Raw genomic sequence first — 18,054 nt, 5'->3', positions numbered from 1 at the left:
CCTGGGGCCGACCTGCATCCGGTGCAGGTCCATCCATCGTGATCAAGCGTAAACCAGCGTACCCTCGTCCTCACCCATCACCACGCGCTTCAGGGCGCCATGCTTGATGATCGAGAACACCTTCACCGGCAGCTTCTGGTCGCGGCACAGGGCAAAAGCGGTCGCATCCATGATGCCCAGGTTACGGGACATGGCCTCGTCGAAACTCAGCTTGGTGTAGCGCGTGGCCGTAGGGTCCTTCTGGGGGTCGGCAGTATAAACGCCGTCCACCTTGGTAGCCTTGAGTACCAGCTCGGCGCCGATCTCTGCACCGCGCAAGGCTGCGGCGGTGTCGGTGGTGAAGAAGGGATTGCCCGTGCCAGCGGCAAACACGACGACCTTGCCCTCTTCGAGGTACTGCAAGGCCTTGGGGCGCACATAGGGCTCGACCACCTGCTCGATGGCGATAGCGGACATCACGCGGGCCACCAGGCCCTGCTTGTCCATGGCGTCCGCCAGGGCCAGGGCATTCATCACGGTAGCCAACATGCCCATGTAGTCGGCGGTGGCACGGTCCATCCCGACCGAGCCCCCTGCGACGCCACGGAAGATATTGCCCCCACCGATCACCACGGCCACCTGGACACCCAGGCGAGTCACTTCGGCGATCTCCTCGACCATGCGCACGATGGTGGCGCGGTTGATACCGAAGGAATCATCCCCCATCAGCGCCTCACCAGACAGCTTGAGCAAAATGCGCTTGTGGGCTGGTGCGGCGTGGGACATGGGAAATTTCTCCAGTAAGTGGTGCGAGGCTTGGGTGGGGTGGTTACTAAAGGGAACGATCAGGCAGCAGCCTTGGCAGCAGCCACTTGGGCAGCCACTTCAGCAGCAAAGTCGTCCACCTTCTTCTCAATGCCTTCGCCCACCACGTACAGGGTGAAGCCCTTCACGTTGGTGTTGGCAGCCTTGAGCATCTGGGCCACGGTTTGCTTGCCGTCGGCAGCCTTCACGAAGACCTGGTCGGCCAGCGAGACTTCCTTGAGGTACTTCTGCACAGCGCCGTCGATGCGCTTGGCCGTGATTTCGGCGCTTTGTGCGGGCTTGCCAGCGGCCACGAGTTCCTTGTTGGCTTCGTCGGCCTTGCCTTCGGCGACCGAACGCTCCTTGGCGATCAGTTCGGCAGGCACGTCAGCGCTGGTCAGGGCCACAGGCTTCATGGCGGCCACGTGCATGGCAACGTCCTTGGCGGCGGTAGCATCACCGTCGAACTCGACGACCACACCGATGCGCGAACCGTGCAGGTAAGCAGCCAGGTTCGAGCCGCTGAAGCGCTTGAAGCGGCGGAACGACATGTTCTCACCGATCTTGCCGATCAGGCCCTTGCGCACGTCTTCCAGCGTGGGGCCGAAGCTGTCTTGCTCGTAGGGCAGCGCACCCAGAGCTTCTACCGTGGCGGGGTTGTGCAGAGCCACCAGCTTGGCAGCCGCGTTGGCCATGGCGATGAAGCTGTCGTTCTTGGAGACGAAGTCGGTTTCGCTGTTGACTTCGACCAGAGCACCGGTAGTGCCGTCGATGTAGTTGGCGACCACGCCTTCAGCCGTGACGCGCGATGCGGCCTTGCCAGCCTTGGTGCCCAGCTTGACGCGCAGCAGCTCTTCCGCCTTGGCCATGTCGCCGTCGGCTTCGGTCAGCGCCTTCTTGCATTCCATCATGGGAGCGTCGGTCTTGCCACGCAGTTCGGCAACCATGCTTGCGGTAATTGCAGCCATCTTTGTTCCTTCAGTGTTCAGTTCAGTCAGTTCAGAGTCGGGCTAAAAAAAAGGGGGCTCACCAGGGGCCCCGCTTTTGTTCGCGACGGATCGCGCAGCCGGGCTATCAGGCAGCGGCTTCTTGCACTTCCACGAATTCATCGGAGCTCTCTGCGGTAGCAGCCTTCACGACTTCGTTCACTCGATGATCGCGTCAGCGATGCCACGGGCGTACAGCGTCACGGCCTTGGCCGAGTCATCGTTACCGGGGATTACGTAGTCAATCCCTTCGGGCGAATGGTTGGTATCGACCACGCCGATCAGCGGGATGCCCAGCTTCTTGGCTTCGGCCACGGCGATCTTGTGGAAGCCCACGTCGATGATGAAGATGGCGTCGGGCAGAGCAGCCATGTCCTGGATGCCGCCGATGTCCTTTTCGAGCTTTTCGATTTCGCGGGAGAACGTCAGTTGCTCCTTCTTGCTCAGGCTTTCGAGGCCAGCTTCTTGCTGGGCCTTCATGTCCTTCAGGCGCTTGATCGAAGTCTTCACGGTCTTGAAGTTCGTCAGCATGCCGCCCAACCAGCGCTGGTCCACGAAGGGCACGCCAGCGCGTTGCGCTTCGGTGGCCAGGATTTCACGGGCTTGGCGCTTCGTGCCGACCATCAGGATCGTGCCGCGGTTGGCAGCCAGTTGCTTGGCGAACTTTTGGGCTTCCTGGAACAGTGGCAGCGACTTTTCCAGGTTGATGATGTGAATCTTGTTGCGATGGCCGAAGATGTAGGGGGCCATCTTGGGGTTCCAGAAGCGGGTTTGGTGACCGAAGTGGACACCGGCTTCCAGCATTTCGCGCATGGTAACGGACATAAAAATACTCCAAAGGTTAGGTCTAAAATCAGCCCCAATATTTGCAGTGCCGTGATCCTCACGAACACCGCAACACCTTGACAGGGCTGCTTTGCGATTGGTCTTGCCGCAGCGGCCACGCGGGTTGTGCAAACTTTGCACCACTGCGCTACTGCTCCCAGCAAAACCCAAAGATTCTAGCACACCCATGCTTCCTGACCTGATCGCCACCCGTGAGCAACTGCGGGACGGCGCCACCACCGCGCCCGCCGAGCTGGAGCGCTGTATCGACGCCGCCCAGGCTGCCTCCAACGCCCACAGCTTTGTCCGCACGCTGTTTGATGAAGCACGCACCACGGCGGTGCAGCCGGGTGTGGCCCAGCTGCCTCTTGCCGGACTGGCTGTGTCGGTGAAGGACTTGTTTGACATCGCCGGGCAACCAACCCCGGCGGGCTCCACCGCGCTGGCTGACGCTCCCTCAGCCGCCGAGGACTGCCCGGCCGTGGCCCGCCTGCGCGCAGCGGGTGCCAGCCTGATCGGCCGCACCAATATGGTGGAGTTCGCTTTCTCCGGCGTGGGCGTCAATCCCCACTACGGTACGCCCGCTGCCTGGGACGCCCGTTTCGGCGCCCTGCCCGGCGCGCCGCGTGTGCCCGGCGGGTCGTCGTCCGGCGCTGGGGTGTCGGTGGCCACCGGCGCGGCGTTCATCGGGCTGGGGTCGGACACCGGAGGGTCCATCCGCATTCCCGCAGCGCTCAATGGCATTGTGGGTTTCAAGAACACGGCCCGCCTGGTGCCTACGGCCGGCGCCGTGCCGCTGTCCACCACCCTGGACACTGCCTGCGCCATGACACGCACCGTGCGCGACGCCATCGTGGCGCACGAGGTGCTGGCCGCCCGACGCGTGACGCGCAGTCTGGCGCCGCTGTCGCAATACCGGTTGGCCGTGCCATCCACCCTCTTCCTCGACGGGCTGGACGCCCCCGTGGCGCGCGCCTTTGAACGCAGTGTGGAAGCCTTGCGCCAGGCGGGCGCCCAGATCGACACCATCGCCCTGCCCGCTGTGCTGGAGCAGCCCGCCTACGGTTTCGCCGCCCCCGAAGCCTACGCATGGCACCGCGCGCTGCTGCAGCGCGCAGGCGACCGCTACGACCCCCGGGTGCGCATGCGCATCGAAAAAGGCGCCACGCTGATGGCCTGGGAATACATCGACCTGCTGCAGGCGCGCCAGCAATGGATCGCCCGCATGCTCGCCGACATGGAGCCGTACGACGCCCTGCTGTCCCCCACCGTGCCCATCGTGGCGCCGCTGTTGGCCGATGTCGCCCCTGCAGATGGCGTGGACAAGGCCCAGGACGCAGCCCGCGACGCCGAGTTCTTCCGTGTCAACAACCTGCTGCTGCGCAACACCAGCGTGGTCAACCTGTTGGACGGCTGCGCGCTGTCGCTGCCCTGCCATGTGCAAGGGGAACTCCCGGTCGGGCTGATGGTCTGGCACGGGGCGCTCAGGGATGACACGGTGCTCAACATCAGCCTGCAAATCGAGCAAACACTACAAAAATAATAGCTACCAGCGCATGATTCACTAGCGCAGGAGCCAAAAACGCCCAAATTCATGAAGATTGCCATCGTGGGCGCCGGCATTGTCGGCGTCACCACCGCGTACGAACTGGCCAGCGACGGCCATGAAGTCACGGTGTTTGAACAACGCAGCGCGGCCGCCGAGGAGGCCAGCTTTGCCACCGCCGGGCTCCTGGCGCCCCACCTGCTCAGCCCCTGGGCGCTGCCGGGCTTCGGCCAGCCGCTGCGGCTGATGGGCGCACAGGCCACCCTGCGCGTGGCAGGCGGCCTGACCCGTGCCAACTGGGCCTGGCTGCGGCGCTGGCGCAGCACGGCGCGCAGCGACAGCGCCCCGGCCGCCGCTGTCGAGCGCCTGGCGCAATACAGTCAGGCGCGCCTGCAGACCATTGCCAGCCAGCACGAGCTGGACTTTGAAGCCAGCGACGGCCGCCTGGTGCTGCTGCGCACTGAAGAAGACCGCACCCGCCTGCAGCCCGCGCTGCAAGTGCTGCGCGACAGCGGCGTGGCCCTGCGCGAGATCGACGCCGATGCGGCACGCCTGATCGAGCCCGGCCTGTCGCCCGAGGCGCCGCTGGCGGGCGCCATCCACCTGCCCGATGCGCGCGCGGGCAACTGCCGCCTGTTCGCCCAGCTGCTGCGCCAGGGCATCCAGGGAGCGGGCGTGCAGTTTGTGTTCAACACCCGGGTGGAGCGCGTCGGCACCAGCCCCACGGGCGTGGCGCTGCAGGGAGAGGCCGACCTGCGCCGCTTTGATGCCGTGGTGCTGTGCGCGGGCATGGCCTCGGCCACGCTGCTGCCCGCACTGGGCCTGGGCCTGCCCATGGCGGCTGTGTACGGCTACTCCGTGAGCGCTCCGCTTCGCGAATCCACCCACGCCCCGCGCGCTAGCGTGGTGGATGCGGGCCAGCAAATCTCCATCACCCGCTTGGGCCAGCGCGTGCGCATTGCGGGCGGCGCTGAACTGGCGGGGGCCGATGCCGAGCACCACGCCCCCACGCTGCAGCGCCTGTACCGCACGCTCAACGACTGGTTCCCCGGCGGCGCCCAGCTGTCATCCAACCTGCAGATCTGGCGCGGCGCCCGCACCATGCTGCCCGACGGAGCCCCGGTGGTGGGCGCCAGCGGCGTGCCGGGCCTGTGGCTCAACACCGGCCACGGCGCAGGCGGCTGGGCCCTGGCCTGCGGCAGTGCCCGGGCGCTGGCCGACCTGATCGCGCAACGCGAACCCGAGGTGTCGCTGGACGGGCTGGGCATGCGGCGGTTCTGACCCCGCCTGGGATATTTTCAAAGCGGGAAGCGGCGGCGCACAATGGCAGGCGCCTGCCGTTTGCAGTGACCCTGCCCTCGCCCCATGCACCGCATCACCCCCCACCAGCCCCATCCCCTGTTCAACACGGCCGCCACACGCCGCCTGGAAAAAGCGGCCGCGGCCGCCCTGCCCCCACACACCCTCATGCAACGCGCCGGCCTGGCCGTCGCGCAACTGGCCCAGGCGTTGGCACCCCACGCGCGCACCGTGTGGATTACGTGCGGCCCTGGCAACAACGGGGGTGACGGGCTGGAGGCTGCCATGCACTTGCAACGCAGTGGCCGCAAAGTGGTAGTGACCTGGCTGGGCCAGCCCGATAAGGCCCCGGCCGACGCCAGAGCTTCCTGGCAGCGCGCACGGAATGCAGGCGTGGCCTGGGCAGACACCGCACCCGACGACCTGGATACCAACGACCTGTGCATCGATGCGCTGCTGGGCATTGGCGCTTCGTCGTCACCCCACAGCCCTGCACGCCCGCCCGATGCCCGACTCCTGGCCTGTCTGCAAGCCCTGCACCACAGCTCGGCCCCCGTGCTGGCCGTGGACCTGCCCAGCGGGCTGGATGCGGACACCGGCCAATTTGCCGCAGGCCTGACGCCCGACAGCCAAACCCACCAGCCCTACCATCTGCACCACCACGCGCCCCCGCCACGCCACACGCTGAGCCTGCTCACCCTCAAGCCCGGCCTGTTCACCGCCGCCGGGCGGGACGCAGCAGGCCATGTCTGGCTGGATGATCTGGGCGTAGAACCCGGGCATGAGCCGCCCAACGCCTGGCTCTCCGGCCCCGCCCTGCCCGCCCCCCGCGCCCATGCCAGCCACAAGGGCAGTTATGGCGATGTCGCCGTGGTGGGTGGCGAGGGTTTGGCAGCACGCGGTATGGGCATGGCGGGCGCCGCCTTGCTAGCCGCATCAGCCGCTCTGCACAGCGGTGCGGGCCGGGTGCTTGTGGCCCTGCTGGACGATGGGCACCTGCAACTGGACCTGCAGCAGCCCGAGCTGATGTTGCGCCACTTCGACGCACTGGCACTGGAACAGCTCACCGTCGTCTGCGGCTGTGGCGGTGGCCAGGCCATCGCTCGCGTGCTGCCCGATGTCATCACCCGCGCAGCCCGCCTGGTGCTGGATGCCGACGCGCTCAACACCATCGCCACCCAGGCCGCACTGCACGCGCTGGTGGTGGCACGCGGTCAGCACGGGCAATCGACGGTGCTCACACCGCACCCGCTGGAGGCAGCCCGCCTGCTGGGCCTGACCACCGCCGAAGTCCAGGCCGACCGGCTGGATGCAGCGCAACAACTTGCTGACCAATTCAATTGCGTGGCCGTGCTCAAGGGCTCGGGCACCGTGATCGCCGCACCCGACCGCGTCCCGGCCATCAACCCCACAGGCAATGCGCGGCTGGCCACGGCGGGTACGGGCGATGTGCTGGCGGGCATGGTGGGCGCGCACTTGGCCGCTGGCGCCAGCGCGTTGCGCGCGGCGAGCGAAGCCGCGTACCAGCACGGCCAGACGGCCGACGCGTGGCCCGCAGGGCAAGCCCTGACCGCGAGTGCACTGGCGCGGCGTGTGGCCGCTGGCTGAACCTTAGGCCAGCAAGGTCACTTGCTTGAGCGGCTTGAGCACACTCGACGGCGTCATGCCAAAGGTCTGCCGGAACATGCGGCTGAAGTGGGCCGAATCAGAAAACTCGCCGTGCAACGCCGCATCGGTCAGACGCGGACTCACGGCCAGCCCGGCCATCGCCAGCCGCACCTGAGACCAGACCCGATAGCTACGCAAGCTCACCCCCATCTCGGCGCGAAACAGGTGATTGAAACGCGACGCTGAAAGCTGGACGCCCGAGGCCAGGTCACCCCGTTCCAGCCGCCCCGCCTGCGGATGGCGCAGCGCATGCAGGCTGCGCGCCACCCGTGGGTCCAGTGGCGCAACCTCGCGGTCCAGCGGGCAACGCAGCAAGGCAGGTAGATCGAAGTGGTGCAGATAGCCCTCTATGGCACTGCGCGAACCCACAGGGGCTGCAACATCCAGCACCACGCCACCCTCTTGCCCGAACAGCCCTCGCAGGCCGCGCGCCTCGGGTGCATCGGGCTCCAGGTACACCAGGGCGACTACCTCGCCAAGGGGGTCAAACACGTGCTCCACGCCGGCATCGACCAACGCGCTGTGGCAGGTCTCCACACGCCCAGGCCCCCAGTGCACCGCGAACCGGCCCGAGAGCCCCATCAGCAGCACCGGCGACGCATGGCAGTGCCAGCCGGTGGCCGGGATCTCTCCGACGTAGAGTGCCCGGTCAGCGCCCAGAGTCAGCGTGTTGCGTGCCGGCATAGCCCAAACCTGCAAGTTTTTTCTCCGCGATCTCCTTAGCCTTGCCTCTCTCGCCATGGGCCGCGCAGGTCTTGTAGCAACGGTCCCCTGGCATGCACACCGCCACCTTCCTGGAGAACGCTTCTTGAAACGCACCGCCATTTCTTTTGCAACGGCACTGGTACTGGGCACGACGAGCGTTTACTACGGGGCGCCTTCGCTGTTCAAAGAGCCCTTGCTCAGCGCCAACCGGTATCTGTCGGGCATGGAAGAAAAAACCATCGACGCGGCGATGCACACCATCCACTACCTTGACAACGGCACGCCACGAAACCCTGCGCCGAGCCAAGGTAGCGGCGCGCCCATCGTTCTGCTGCACGGCATTTTTGCGGAGAAGGACCATTGGGTGGATTTTGCGCGCCCGCTCACCGGCCAGTACCGGGTGATTGCCCCAGATATTCCGGGTTTTGGCGAGAGCACGCGGCGGGACGACCAGGCCTACGACTACGCCGCTCACATCACGCGCCTGGCCGCGTTTCTGGACGCACTCGGCCTGGCGCAAGTGCATCTGGCGGGCAACTCGATGGGCGGCACGATCGCGGCGCTCTTTGCCCTGCAGTACCCCGAGCGCGTGGCCAGCGTGGCCTTTATCGGCGCACCCCACGGCATCCGCTCGTCCCAGCCCAGCCCCATGGACCGCCTCATCGACGCCGGGCAACGACCACTGGTGGCGCACGATGCCGCAGCCTTCGGCGCCATGATGGATCTGGTGTTTGAAAAGCGCCCCTACCTGCCCTACCCCATCCTGCACGCGTCCGAGCAGGACGCGCTGCGCAACGCTGCGTCCAACACCCGCCTGTGGGACGCGCAGCTGAAAGACCGCTACCTGCTGGACCAGCACCTGGTCCGCCTGCAGCAACACCTCACCCTCGTCCTGTGGGGCGACAGTGACCGCGTGTTCGACCGATCAGGCCTGCAGACGGTGCAGCAGCGGTTGCCGCAGGCGCAGATCGCAGGGCTGCCGGGCATCGGCCACCTGCCCATGATGGAAGCCCCCACCGAAACGGCCCAACGGTATGCGCGCTTTCTAGACCAGGCGGGGTCCCCCTAGAGCCTGTTCCAGGCCTTTTGGTGATCGCATTGGAGTGCGCTGGAGGTGAGTGGATGCTTTGAATGCGCTGCATGGGCTCATGCCCATGCAAGCAGATGGGTCGTCAAGCACGCAATTATCAATAAAAATAGCCGCTAGTGCACGTTGTATATACACCAGCAGCTATCAAATAAGGAGCACATTGGGCGACGGACTGCAAGCCCGCCAGCCCGGCACCGTCAGCCCCTGCGTGGCTTGCGCGCCTTGCCTTTGCTGGATTTGCCCGCCACCGCCTTCTTGACCGATGCTTTGAGCGACTGAATGGGCGAACGCGCGGCTCGCTCGCGGGTCAGACCAGCCTGCTCGGTGGCCGACGGGCCCGCGCCCTTCTCGGGCTTGCGCCCCCCAGAACGCCCTCCGGCCTTGCGGGCGCCAGAGCCCTCGGCCCCTGCTCCCTTGTCCTTGAGCGCGCGGCCCAGCAGCTCTTCGCCCTCGCGCACCAGGCGGAAGTCGATCTTGCGGCCGTCCAAATCGACGCGGCTCACCTGCACCCGCACCCGCGCGCCGATGGCATAGCGGATGCCAGTGCGCTCGCCACGCAGCTCCTGGCGCGCCTCGTCGAACTTGAAGTATTCGCCACCCAGCTCGGTGATGTGCACCAGGCCTTCGACGTACATGGCATCCAGCGTGACGAAGATGCCGAAGCTCGTCGCGGCACTGACCACGCCGCTGTACTCCTCGCCCAGGTGCTCACGCATGTACTTGCACTTGAGCCAGGCTTCCACGTCGCGGCTGGCCTCATCGGCGCGGCGTTCGTTGGCGCTGCAGTGCAGGCCGGCAGCCTCCCAGGCCTGGGTATCGCGGCTCGGAGGTTTCACATCCTTGCGCGGCTTGGTGCCAGGGGCGGCCACGCGCGCCGCCAGGCGCTTGGCAAGCTTGGCATGGGCTTCGCCGGGCGTTGGCAAGGTGGGCAGCGCGTACTTCGTCTTGCCCAGAATGGCCTTGATGACCCGGTGCACCAGCAGGTCGGGGTAACGCCGGATCGGGCTGGTGAAGTGCGTGTAAGCCTCGAACGCCAGGCCAAAGTGGCCGCTGTTGACGGGCGTGTAGATGGCCTGCTGCATGGACCGCAGCAGCATGGTATGGATCTGCTGGGCGTCGGGTCGCTCCTTGGTCGCCTCGGCAATCGCCTGGAACTCGGCGGGCTTGGGGTCGTCACCAATCGTCATGCCCACGGCCATGGCCTTGAGGTAGTTACGCAGGATCTCCTGCTTCTCGGGCGTGGGGCCTTCGTGCACGCGGAACAGGCCGGGCTGGCCACCCTGCGCGATGAAGTCGGCACTGCACACGTTGGCAGCCAGCATGGCCTCTTCAATGAGCTTGTGCGCATCGTTGCGGGTGCGGGGCACGATCTTTTCGATGCGACCGTTCTCATCGCAGACGATCTGCGTCTCGGTGGTCTCAAAGTCCACGGCGCCGCGCGCCTGGCGCGCCACCAGCAGCGCACGGTACACGTCGTGCAGGTTGAGCAGGTCCTTGACGCGGTCCTTGCGCTTGCTGGCCTCGGGGCCGCGCGTGTTGGCCAGGATGGCCGCGACCTCGGTGTACGTAAAGCGCGCGTGGCTGAACATCACGGCCGGGTAGAACTGATAGGCGTGCACCTCGCCCTTGGCGGTGACCAGCATGTCGCAGACCATGCACAGGCGCTCCACCTCGGGGTTGAGCGAGCACAGGCCGTTGGACAGCTTCTCGGGCAGCATGGGGATCACGCGGCGCGGGAAGTAGACGCTGGTGGCGCGGTCGTAGGCGTCGATGTCGATGGCGCTGCCGGTCTCCACATAGTGGCTCACGTCCGCAATCGCCACCAGCAGGCGCCAGCCCTTGCTGCGGCCGACCTTGGCGGGCTCGCAGTACACGGCGTCGTCGAAGTCGCGGGCGTCCTCGCCGTCGATGGTGACCAGGGGCACGTCGGTCAGGTCCACGCGGCGCTTCTTGTCCTGAGCGCGCACCTTGTCAGGCAACTCTTTAGCTTGCGCCAGGCACTCGGCAGAGAATTCGTGCGGCACGCCGTACTTGCGCACCGCGATCTCGATCTCCATGCCGGGGTCGTCCACCTCGCCCAGCACTTCGGTGATGCGGCCCACAGGCTGGCCGAACAGTGCTGGGGGTTCTGTCAGTTCAACCACCACGACCTGCCCCGGCTTCGCGGCGCCTGTCGCGCCCTTGGGGATCAGCACATCCTGGCCATAGCGCTTGTCTTCGGGGGCCACAAGCCACACGCCGCTTTCCTGCAGCAGTCGGCCAATGATGGGCTGGGGTGGACGCTCGATGATTTCCACAACGCGCCCTTCGGGGCGGCCACGGCGGTCCTGCCGCACGATGCGCACGCGCACGCGATCCTTGTGCAGCACGGCGCGCATTTCGTTGGGGGGGATATAGATGTCGCCTTCGCCATCGTCGCGGATGACGAAACCGTGTCCATCACGGTGCCCTTGCACGCTGCCTTCGATCTCTTGCGACAAATGTGTTGCCGGTTGCGTGCCGGGGGTGGTTTTTTTGTTATACAATCTTAGTCTTTCCTGAAATGCCCAGGTGGCGGAATTGGTAGACGCACTAGTTTCAGGTACTAGCGAGTAACATCGTGGAGGTTCGAGTCCTCTCCTGGGCACCAAGTTTAACGAGAACCAGTGATGGTTTTCAAAATATCGAAGCCGCTGTAGCAACAGCGGCTTTTTTAATTGTCGATGCACATGGCATCGCTTGCCGACGGCTTCTTATTTGGCCTCTTTGAAGCGCTCGGCATATTTTTTTGAAAACTTTCCGGAAGCCCTAATTTCTTGTCCTATAATTCGAGGCTGATCTGAAAGCCCAGGTGGCGGAATTGGTAGACGCACTAGTTTCAGGTACTAGCGAGTAACATCGTGGAGGTTCGAGTCCTCTCCTGGGCACCAAACACATAAAAAGCCGTTGCAACTGCAACGGCTTTTTTGTTTTCGGCCCGCCAAAGAAAAAAAACGAAACCGCCAGCAGCGATCTCGTCTTGTGTGCAGCGCCACGAGCACACGCACCTGCATGCGCGTGCCCACCACCCTTCGGTTACTTGCGCAGCAGCGTCTTCAGCACATTCTGCAAACGGCGCGCGTTCGCAGCATCGTTGGTGCTCGCCAGCACGCGCGCCACATCCTGACCCCAGGTCTGGGCAGGTGCTGGGTCATTGCGACGCGTGAGCAACTGCAGCTGCAGCATGCGCCGCGCGGAGATGTGCTCCGCAGGCGTTGGAGCCTCAGCCGCCATTTCGAGGCGCAGCAGCGCTTCACCTGCATCCCCCTTGGGCGCAGCCGACAGCGCTTGTGTCCAGGCACTGCGCACCGATGGCGTGACGCCCGAGCCCAGGTCCTGCGTACCGGGCACCAGCGCTGCATCGCGCTTCTCCCACGCCGTCAACAACTGGGTCAGGGCTTCACCATGGGCCTGTGCGGCCAGCTTCTTCAGTGCCAGCTGCGCGTGCTCCATGGCCTCGCGCTGAGCGCGGAACGCCGTGTCGCCCAGACGAGGGCCCCGGTCCTCGAACGCCGGGCGATCACCAAAACGGCCACCCCGGTCGGCGCGATCACCCATGCGACCCTCCGCGCGGGGGCCACGGGCACCGTCGCGGTCGCCAGGACGACCATCGCGGCGGTCGCCAGGGCGCGCACCACGGCCAGGGGCCACCGGAGCGTCTTTCTTCATGCCAGGGCGGTCGTCCCCACGCACAGCGACAACAGGTCGCGCGGCAGGCTTGGGGACCGCAGGTGCTGGCGCAGGCGCAGGGGCAGCAACGTCGCCCCCTTCCGCCGCATCTGCAGCCCCATCAGCCCCGCTTGCGGTAGCGGCCGGACCGGCATTCGCCTGCGCTTCTGCGTGTGACTGGGCATCTTTGTTGGCCGTGGCAACGGCTTCCGCCGCCTGGGCCTGACCGCGCAATGCGGCTTCCAGCGCCTGCATGGCGGCACGGATCTGCTGCGCATCACCAGTGGCGTTGGCAGCCTCCAGGGCCTTGGATGCGTCCAGAACCACGCGGTCCCGCGCACTCAGCTCAGTGACAGCGCGATCACGATCCGCCGACTTGCGGTTGAACGCCTCGTCAATGGGCTTGCGGAAAGCGTCCCACAGCTTTTGCTCGTGCTTGCGGTCCAGCGGCACAGTCTGTGCCTCAGCCTGCCAGCGCTGCTGCAGCGCCTTGACGGCATCGATGCGCAGCGACGGCGCAGCGCCCAGTGCGGTGGCCTCGTCGATCATCGCGTGGCGACGCGCCAGGCTTTCCTTTTGCGCTGCCTCCAGTGGCGCTGCGGCCAGGGCAATGGCCTGCTTCCACAACGGCTGCAGTTCGGCAAAGATTTTTTCACCCACATGGCCGCCCTCGCGCCAGCGGTCGCCAAACTGGTACAGCGCGCGGTTGATGGCCTTCCAGTCGCCAGATGCAGCGTGCTCTTGCGCCCAGGCCTTGACCTCTTCGATCAACGCCAGGCGCTGGGCCTTGTGCTCGGCCGCTTCAGCGCGGATCTTGTCCAGCCAGGTCTCGACCACCTTGTGCGCCGCGTTGCAGGCTTCGTCAAATTTCTTCCACAGTGCATGGTTGGGCGCGCCCCCCTGGTCCGCCTGCTTCCACTGGTCTCGCAGATTGCGCAAGGTCTCCTGCATCTTGCGGCCACCCAGGGCTTGACCCTCGGGGCGGCTAAGCAAAGCCTCAGCCTTGGCCACCAGGTCTTCGCGCACCTGGTCTGCGCTCCAGCGCTGCCAGCCTTCCAGCTCACCCGCAGCCACCAGGGCCGTGTGCACCTGCTGCTCCAGAGCGTTGTCAATGTGTTTGCCATGGATCTTGAGCACGGCACGCAGTGCGGCCGCGGCGCCGGCGCTGGCCTTGCCGTGACCTTCGGCGGTTTCTTTTTCAAGGGTTGCCAACGCATCACGCACCAGTTGGTGGGCCTTTTCGATCACCTCTGGCGACACCTTGGGCTTGGCAACACGCGCTGGCTTGCTGGCGGCGGCAGACGCCGCAGCAGCGGCCGCAGCCTCCGTGGGCAGACCACGTGCGGCGCGCAATTCGTCTGCCCACACCGGCACGGGTGGCAGCGGCGCTTGGACGTCCTCGGCGGCGGCGACGGCCTGTGCGAGCGCGGGCTGAAAAGCCTCCCACACCACCAAAAGCTGTGTACGCGAAGCATCCAGCAGCGGCGGGAAACGCGCCTCCACACTCGCCCAGCTCGCGTCACCTGTCAGCTCCTGGGCCTGCTCCTGCCAACGTGCCACATCAGCACGTAGCAGCTCCAGCGCGGCCTGCGCATCGCGCCAGGGCTTGGTGGAAAGCACCTCGATGCGCTGAGCCAGCAGCACGGCGGCCTCGCGCTGCACCTGAACGCGGTGTTGCAGGTCTTCGATCACCTTGACCCGGTCCGCGACCTGCACCTTGAGCAGTGACAGCGGCTCGCGCGACAGCGGCGCACCGGCCTTCGCGGCATCACGCTGCCAGGCCAGGGCATCTGCAATATTGAGCTTGGGGGCCGCTAGCAGGGCCTGGGCCTTGTCCGCCCATTCCGCGGCAATGGCTTCCTGCCCCTTGGCACGGCGGATTTCGTCCAGGCGCTCGCGCACGGCGCGGGCTGCGCCCTTGTCACGTCCGCTCAGCTCCTTGAACACCTCCTGCAATTGCTCGGGGGCTGGCTGCGTGGCCAGCCAGTCGCGGATGCGAGAGGCGCGCTCACCCGACGTGGCGGCAGAAAAAGCGCCGCCGGTCAGCGCATCGAGCGGGTGCGGCTCGTGGGTTTTGGCCGGGGCCGGATTCACTTCAGGTGCGTCGGACATTTTGCTGCGGGAAAAAAATGGAAACATGGATCCAATGGATAACGAAGGCGTCCCAAGCGCAGGGCCTGGGGCCATGCCCGAGCGACCGCACCATGCGCACGCGAGGGCAACAAGGGAGCTATTTTCACCGGATTGGGCCACCAGGCTGCCACAGGGTGCTGCATCAACACCCACAGGTGATCTGGCACAAGGCCCTGCGAGGCAGACGGCCCCGGAAATCAACCTTTGCCAGGGCGCGCCCGACACTCCGGGCGATGGGTCGCCGCTCTAGGGAACAGCCCCCATTATCTATATATAAGACCGTGCCGCCCACCCGCCCCCCGGGCGGCACGAATAAGAAAGCCCGACGAGCAGTGCCTGAGGGGCCTGCCCGCCGGGCTTGACGGCTGACACAACGGTCTTTGCCATCGGTCGCAATGCGGAGATAAAGGTCCGCACGGCGAGGAGGCAAGGTATTGCCTCCAGGGGTTGCCATGGAAGCGGCATCTGCTGCACCTTGGCACTGAATGCCCTCGGAGGGAGACTTCGCTTCGTCTGGCGATGCCTGAAATCTACAGGCGCCTCCACCTTATCAAACTCGCCTCGCCAACTCAAATCGGATTCTCAATGGCAGCAGAACGCCCGATTGAATTTGACATCTTGATGTCCGCCACCCGTCGGTCGTCCGTAGCGCAAAACCATACCTTCAGGCCCAAAAACTGTGATTTTTTACATATTTTTCATAATTTTTATGTCTAAAAAAATCACTTGTTAGTATTGACTATGCATTTAGTGAGCTTCTAGAATCCGCCAGCCCTAAAAACAGGGCTAGTACAAACCCCAATCGCTGCCGAACCCGGCTAAGTCAATCCAGGCGCCAAGCACTCCACAGACGTGCAGCCCGGACTTGATGGCGTACCAATCCAGGCGATCTGCCAGCAAAGCCCAGTCCACCGCGACTGCACCGCTTGACTGACCCGCCTCAGAAAGGAAGAGCTATGACAGCGTCAAGAAAAATAGTCTCCGGCGTGCGAACTTTCGCGGCCGACGTGACCGAAGGTTTTCTTGAAATCACCCACAACAGCTTTGCCCTCATCGGCTTGGCCGTTGCCTTTGTCGTGATTGCGCTCACGGCACGGCCCGATCTGCGCCAGGCTGGCGAAGAGCAACTGATGAACTGGCTGCAAGCCCGCCAAGTGGAAATGCTGGGCATGCCCATCGAACCCGAAGCCAGCGAGCGCGCGACGGCTGTGAACCCCAAAGACCTGCCCAAGGAGCAGGCTGCCGTGGCCTTCTGGCTCAGCAAGAAATACCGCGTGGCTCCCGAGCCCCTGAGCGCTCTGGTGGCCGAGGCCTATGAGATTGGCACCCGGGCCAAGATCGACCCCACCCTGATCCTGGCCATCATGGCCATCGAGTCCAGCTTCAACCCGTTTGCCGAAAGCGCAGTGGGCGCCCAAGGGCTGATGCAGGTGATGACCCGCGTGCACACCGACAAGTACCAGAACTTTGGCGGCCACTTTGCCGCCTTCGACCCGGTCAGCAACCTGCGGGTCGGTGTGAAGGTGCTGCAAGAGTGCATCGCCCGTGCCGGCTCGCTGGAAGGTGGCCTGCGCTTTTATGTGGGCGCCGGCAACATGGCCGACGATGGCGGCTACGCCGCCAAGGTGATGGCGGAGCATTTCCGCCTGCGCCAGGTGGCCGGTGGCCGCGCAGTGCCCTTCAATCCTCCGCCCTCTTTGTCTACCCAAGCTCCGGTGCAAAGCATCCCTGCAGTGGCGCCCCGCACCACGCCTTCCGTGGGAACCAGCGACAAGGTCGCACTGTTGACGCCTGGCCTCTGAAAAGTAGGCAATCCGGCCCCCAGGCAAGGGCCATTGCGCCAAGCGGTTGGGATGCGCGCCATCGGTGCCGTGTCGGCTACACTACCGGGGTACGCGACTGGCGATAGGCGCTGCATTCAGCCACTGAATGCAGCCGCTGACGTGGAAACCAGCAAGAACCTACTTCTTGTGAACCACTGGGAAGCGTGCCGCAGGGGGCCTGCCCCATGCGTTCAGCCGTTCGCCTGGGCAGCCCTTGTTTCAAGGGACACAAGTTCATAGGACTGCCAATCATGTACGACCGCAAAATTCTTGTCGAACAAACCGACCCCGAGCTGTTTGCCGCCATCCAGGCCGAGAACGCCCGCCAAGAGCACCACATCGAGCTGATCGCCAGCGAAAACTACGCCTCTCCCGCCGTGATGTGGGCGCAAGGCACCCAGCTGACCAACAAGTACGCCGAAGGCTACCCCGGCAAGCGCTATTACGGTGGCTGCGAGCATGTGGACGTGGCCGAGCAACTGGCCATCGACCGCGTCAAGCAGATCTTCGGCGCAGAAGCCGCCAACGTGCAGCCGCACTGCGGCGCATCCGCCAACGAAGCCGTGTTCCTGGCCTTCCTCAAGCCCGGCGACACGATCATGGGCATGAGCCTGGCCGAAGGTGGCCACCTGACGCACGGCATGCCGCTGAACATGTCGGGCAAGTGGTTCAACGTGGTGTCCTACGGCCTCGATGCCAACGAAGCCATCGACTACGAAGCGATGGAAAAGAAGGCCCACGAAACCAAGCCCAAGCTCATCATCGCCGGCGCCTCGGCCTACAGCCTGCACATCGACTTCGCACGCTTTGCCAAGGTGGCCAAGGACGTGGGCGCGATCTTCATGGTGGACATGGCCCACTACGCCGGCCTGATCGCCGCCGGTGTGTACCCCAACCCCGTGCCCCACGCCGACGTGGTCACCTCCACCACGCACAAGAGCCTGCGCGGCCCGCGCGGCGGCATCATCCTGATGAAGGCACAGCACGAGAAGGCCATCAACAGCGCCATCTTCCCTGGTCTGCAGGGCGGCCCGCTGATGCACGTGATCGCCGCCAAGGCCGTGGCCTTCAAGGAAGCACTTCAGCCCGAGTTCAAGACCTACCAGGAACAGGTGGCCAAGAACGCCAAGGTGGTGGCCGAGACGCTGACTGCACGCGGCCTGCGCATCGTGAGCGGTGGCACCCAAAGCCACGTGATGCTGGTGGACCTGCGCGCCAAGGGCATTACCGGCAAGGAAGCCGAGGCCGTGCTGGGCGCCGCCCACATGACCATCAACAAGAACGCGATCCCCAACGACCCTGAAAAGCCGATGGTGACCAGCGGCGTGCGCATTGGCACCCCCGCCATGACCACGCGCGGCTTCAAGGAAGAAGAAGCCCGCATCACGGCCAACCTGATCGCCGACGTGCTGGACAACCCCCGCGACGAAGCCAACATCGCCGCCGTGCGCGCCAAGGTCAACGCCCTGACCGCGCGTTTCCCGGTCTACCGCTAAGCAAGCCGGTTCT

General features: G+C 65.2%; 11 protein-coding genes, 2 tRNA genes, 1 pseudogene and 1 riboswitch. Of the genes and pseudogenes, 8 read left to right on the top strand and 6 right to left on the bottom strand.

Going from position 1 to position 18,054, the window contains the following annotated elements; all coding sequences use genetic code 11:
- Nucleotides 1-42 precede the first annotated feature (42 nt).
- From pyrH to rpsB, 3 genes and pseudogenes are all read right to left on the bottom strand, one after another.
- Entirely contained in the window at nt 43-765 is a 723-nt protein-coding gene (gene pyrH, locus ASD94_RS01940) for a UMP kinase (protein WP_015013553.1), read from the bottom strand.
- A gap of 59 nt (nt 766-824) precedes the next feature.
- The gene (tsf, locus tag ASD94_RS01935) at nt 825-1,751 is read right to left on the bottom strand and encodes a translation elongation factor Ts (protein WP_056637841.1); all 927 of its coding nucleotides are present in this window, start codon (nt 1,749-1,751) and stop codon (nt 825-827) included.
- Nucleotides 1,752-1,857: 106 nt separating this feature from the next.
- A pseudogene (gene rpsB, locus ASD94_RS01930) lies at nt 1,858-2,594 on the bottom strand (30S ribosomal protein S2).
- Between the two features lie 187 nt (nt 2,595-2,781).
- Here rpsB and ASD94_RS01925 point away from each other — a divergent pair.
- The 3 genes from ASD94_RS01925 to ASD94_RS01915 all read left to right on the top strand — a co-directional run bounded on the left by ASD94_RS01925 (nt 2,782) and on the right by ASD94_RS01915 (nt 7,047).
- Nucleotides 2,782-4,137, top strand: a complete 1,356-nt coding sequence (locus tag ASD94_RS01925; protein WP_056637836.1) for an amidase — start codon at nt 2,782-2,784, stop codon at nt 4,135-4,137.
- 51 nt (nt 4,138-4,188) lie between these two features.
- A complete protein-coding gene (locus ASD94_RS01920; protein WP_056637833.1) occupies nt 4,189-5,421 on the top strand; it encodes an FAD-dependent oxidoreductase in 1,233 nt (410 codons plus the stop codon).
- An 84-nt stretch (nt 5,422-5,505) separates the two neighbouring features.
- Nucleotides 5,506-7,047 (top strand): bifunctional ADP-dependent NAD(P)H-hydrate dehydratase/NAD(P)H-hydrate epimerase, encoded by a 1,542-nt coding sequence (locus tag ASD94_RS01915; RefSeq protein WP_056637830.1) that lies wholly within the window; start codon nt 5,506-5,508, stop codon nt 7,045-7,047.
- Between the two features lie 3 nt (nt 7,048-7,050).
- On the opposite strand, the gene ASD94_RS01910 is transcribed toward ASD94_RS01915, so the two are convergent.
- Nucleotides 7,051-7,791 (bottom strand): AraC family transcriptional regulator, encoded by a 741-nt coding sequence (locus ASD94_RS01910; RefSeq protein WP_056637825.1) that lies wholly within the window; start codon nt 7,789-7,791, stop codon nt 7,051-7,053.
- 124 nt (nt 7,792-7,915) lie between these two features.
- Here ASD94_RS01910 and ASD94_RS01905 point away from each other — a divergent pair, with 124 nt between their 5' ends.
- Complete coding sequence (locus ASD94_RS01905) at nt 7,916-8,881, top strand: alpha/beta fold hydrolase (RefSeq protein ID WP_056637821.1); 966 nt, start codon at nt 7,916-7,918, stop codon at nt 8,879-8,881.
- A gap of 218 nt (nt 8,882-9,099) precedes the next feature.
- Here ASD94_RS01905 and rnr read toward each other — a convergent pair whose 3' ends face one another.
- Nucleotides 9,100-11,427 carry a ribonuclease R gene (gene rnr, locus ASD94_RS01900; RefSeq protein ID WP_056637818.1) on the bottom strand — a complete coding sequence of 776 codons (2,328 nt, stop codon included), beginning with the start codon at nt 11,425-11,427 and terminating at the stop codon, nt 9,100-9,102.
- Between the two features lie 19 nt (nt 11,428-11,446).
- On the opposite strand from rnr, the gene ASD94_RS01895 reads away from it, so the two are divergent.
- Nucleotides 11,447-11,531: transfer RNA gene (locus tag ASD94_RS01895), tRNA-Leu, on the top strand.
- Between the two features lie 195 nt (nt 11,532-11,726).
- A tRNA-Leu gene (locus tag ASD94_RS01890) sits at nt 11,727-11,811 on the top strand.
- A 145-nt stretch (nt 11,812-11,956) separates the two neighbouring features.
- On the opposite strand, the gene ASD94_RS01885 is transcribed toward ASD94_RS01890, so the two are convergent.
- Entirely contained in the window at nt 11,957-14,728 is a 2,772-nt protein-coding gene (locus tag ASD94_RS01885; RefSeq protein WP_056637815.1) for a DUF349 domain-containing protein, read from the bottom strand.
- A 950-nt stretch (nt 14,729-15,678) separates the two neighbouring features.
- Between ASD94_RS01885 and ASD94_RS01880 the strand changes: the two genes are divergently transcribed.
- The gene (locus ASD94_RS01880; protein ID WP_056637811.1) at nt 15,679-16,524 is read left to right on the top strand and encodes a lytic transglycosylase domain-containing protein; all 846 of its coding nucleotides are present in this window, start codon (nt 15,679-15,681) and stop codon (nt 16,522-16,524) included.
- 83 nt (nt 16,525-16,607) lie between these two features.
- Nucleotides 16,608-16,761, top strand: a riboswitch (ZMP/ZTP riboswitch).
- Between the two features lie 35 nt (nt 16,762-16,796).
- On the top strand, nt 16,797-18,041 hold the full coding sequence (gene glyA / locus ASD94_RS01875) for a serine hydroxymethyltransferase (protein WP_056637808.1): 1,245 nt from the start codon (nt 16,797-16,799) through the stop codon (nt 18,039-18,041).
- The last annotated feature ends 13 nt before the right edge of the window (nt 18,042-18,054 follow it).

The organism is Acidovorax sp. Root70 (genome assembly GCF_001428225.1).
GTDB lineage: Bacteria > Pseudomonadota > Gammaproteobacteria > Burkholderiales > Burkholderiaceae_C > Acidovorax.
This window is presented reverse-complemented; position numbering and strand designations above follow the sequence as displayed.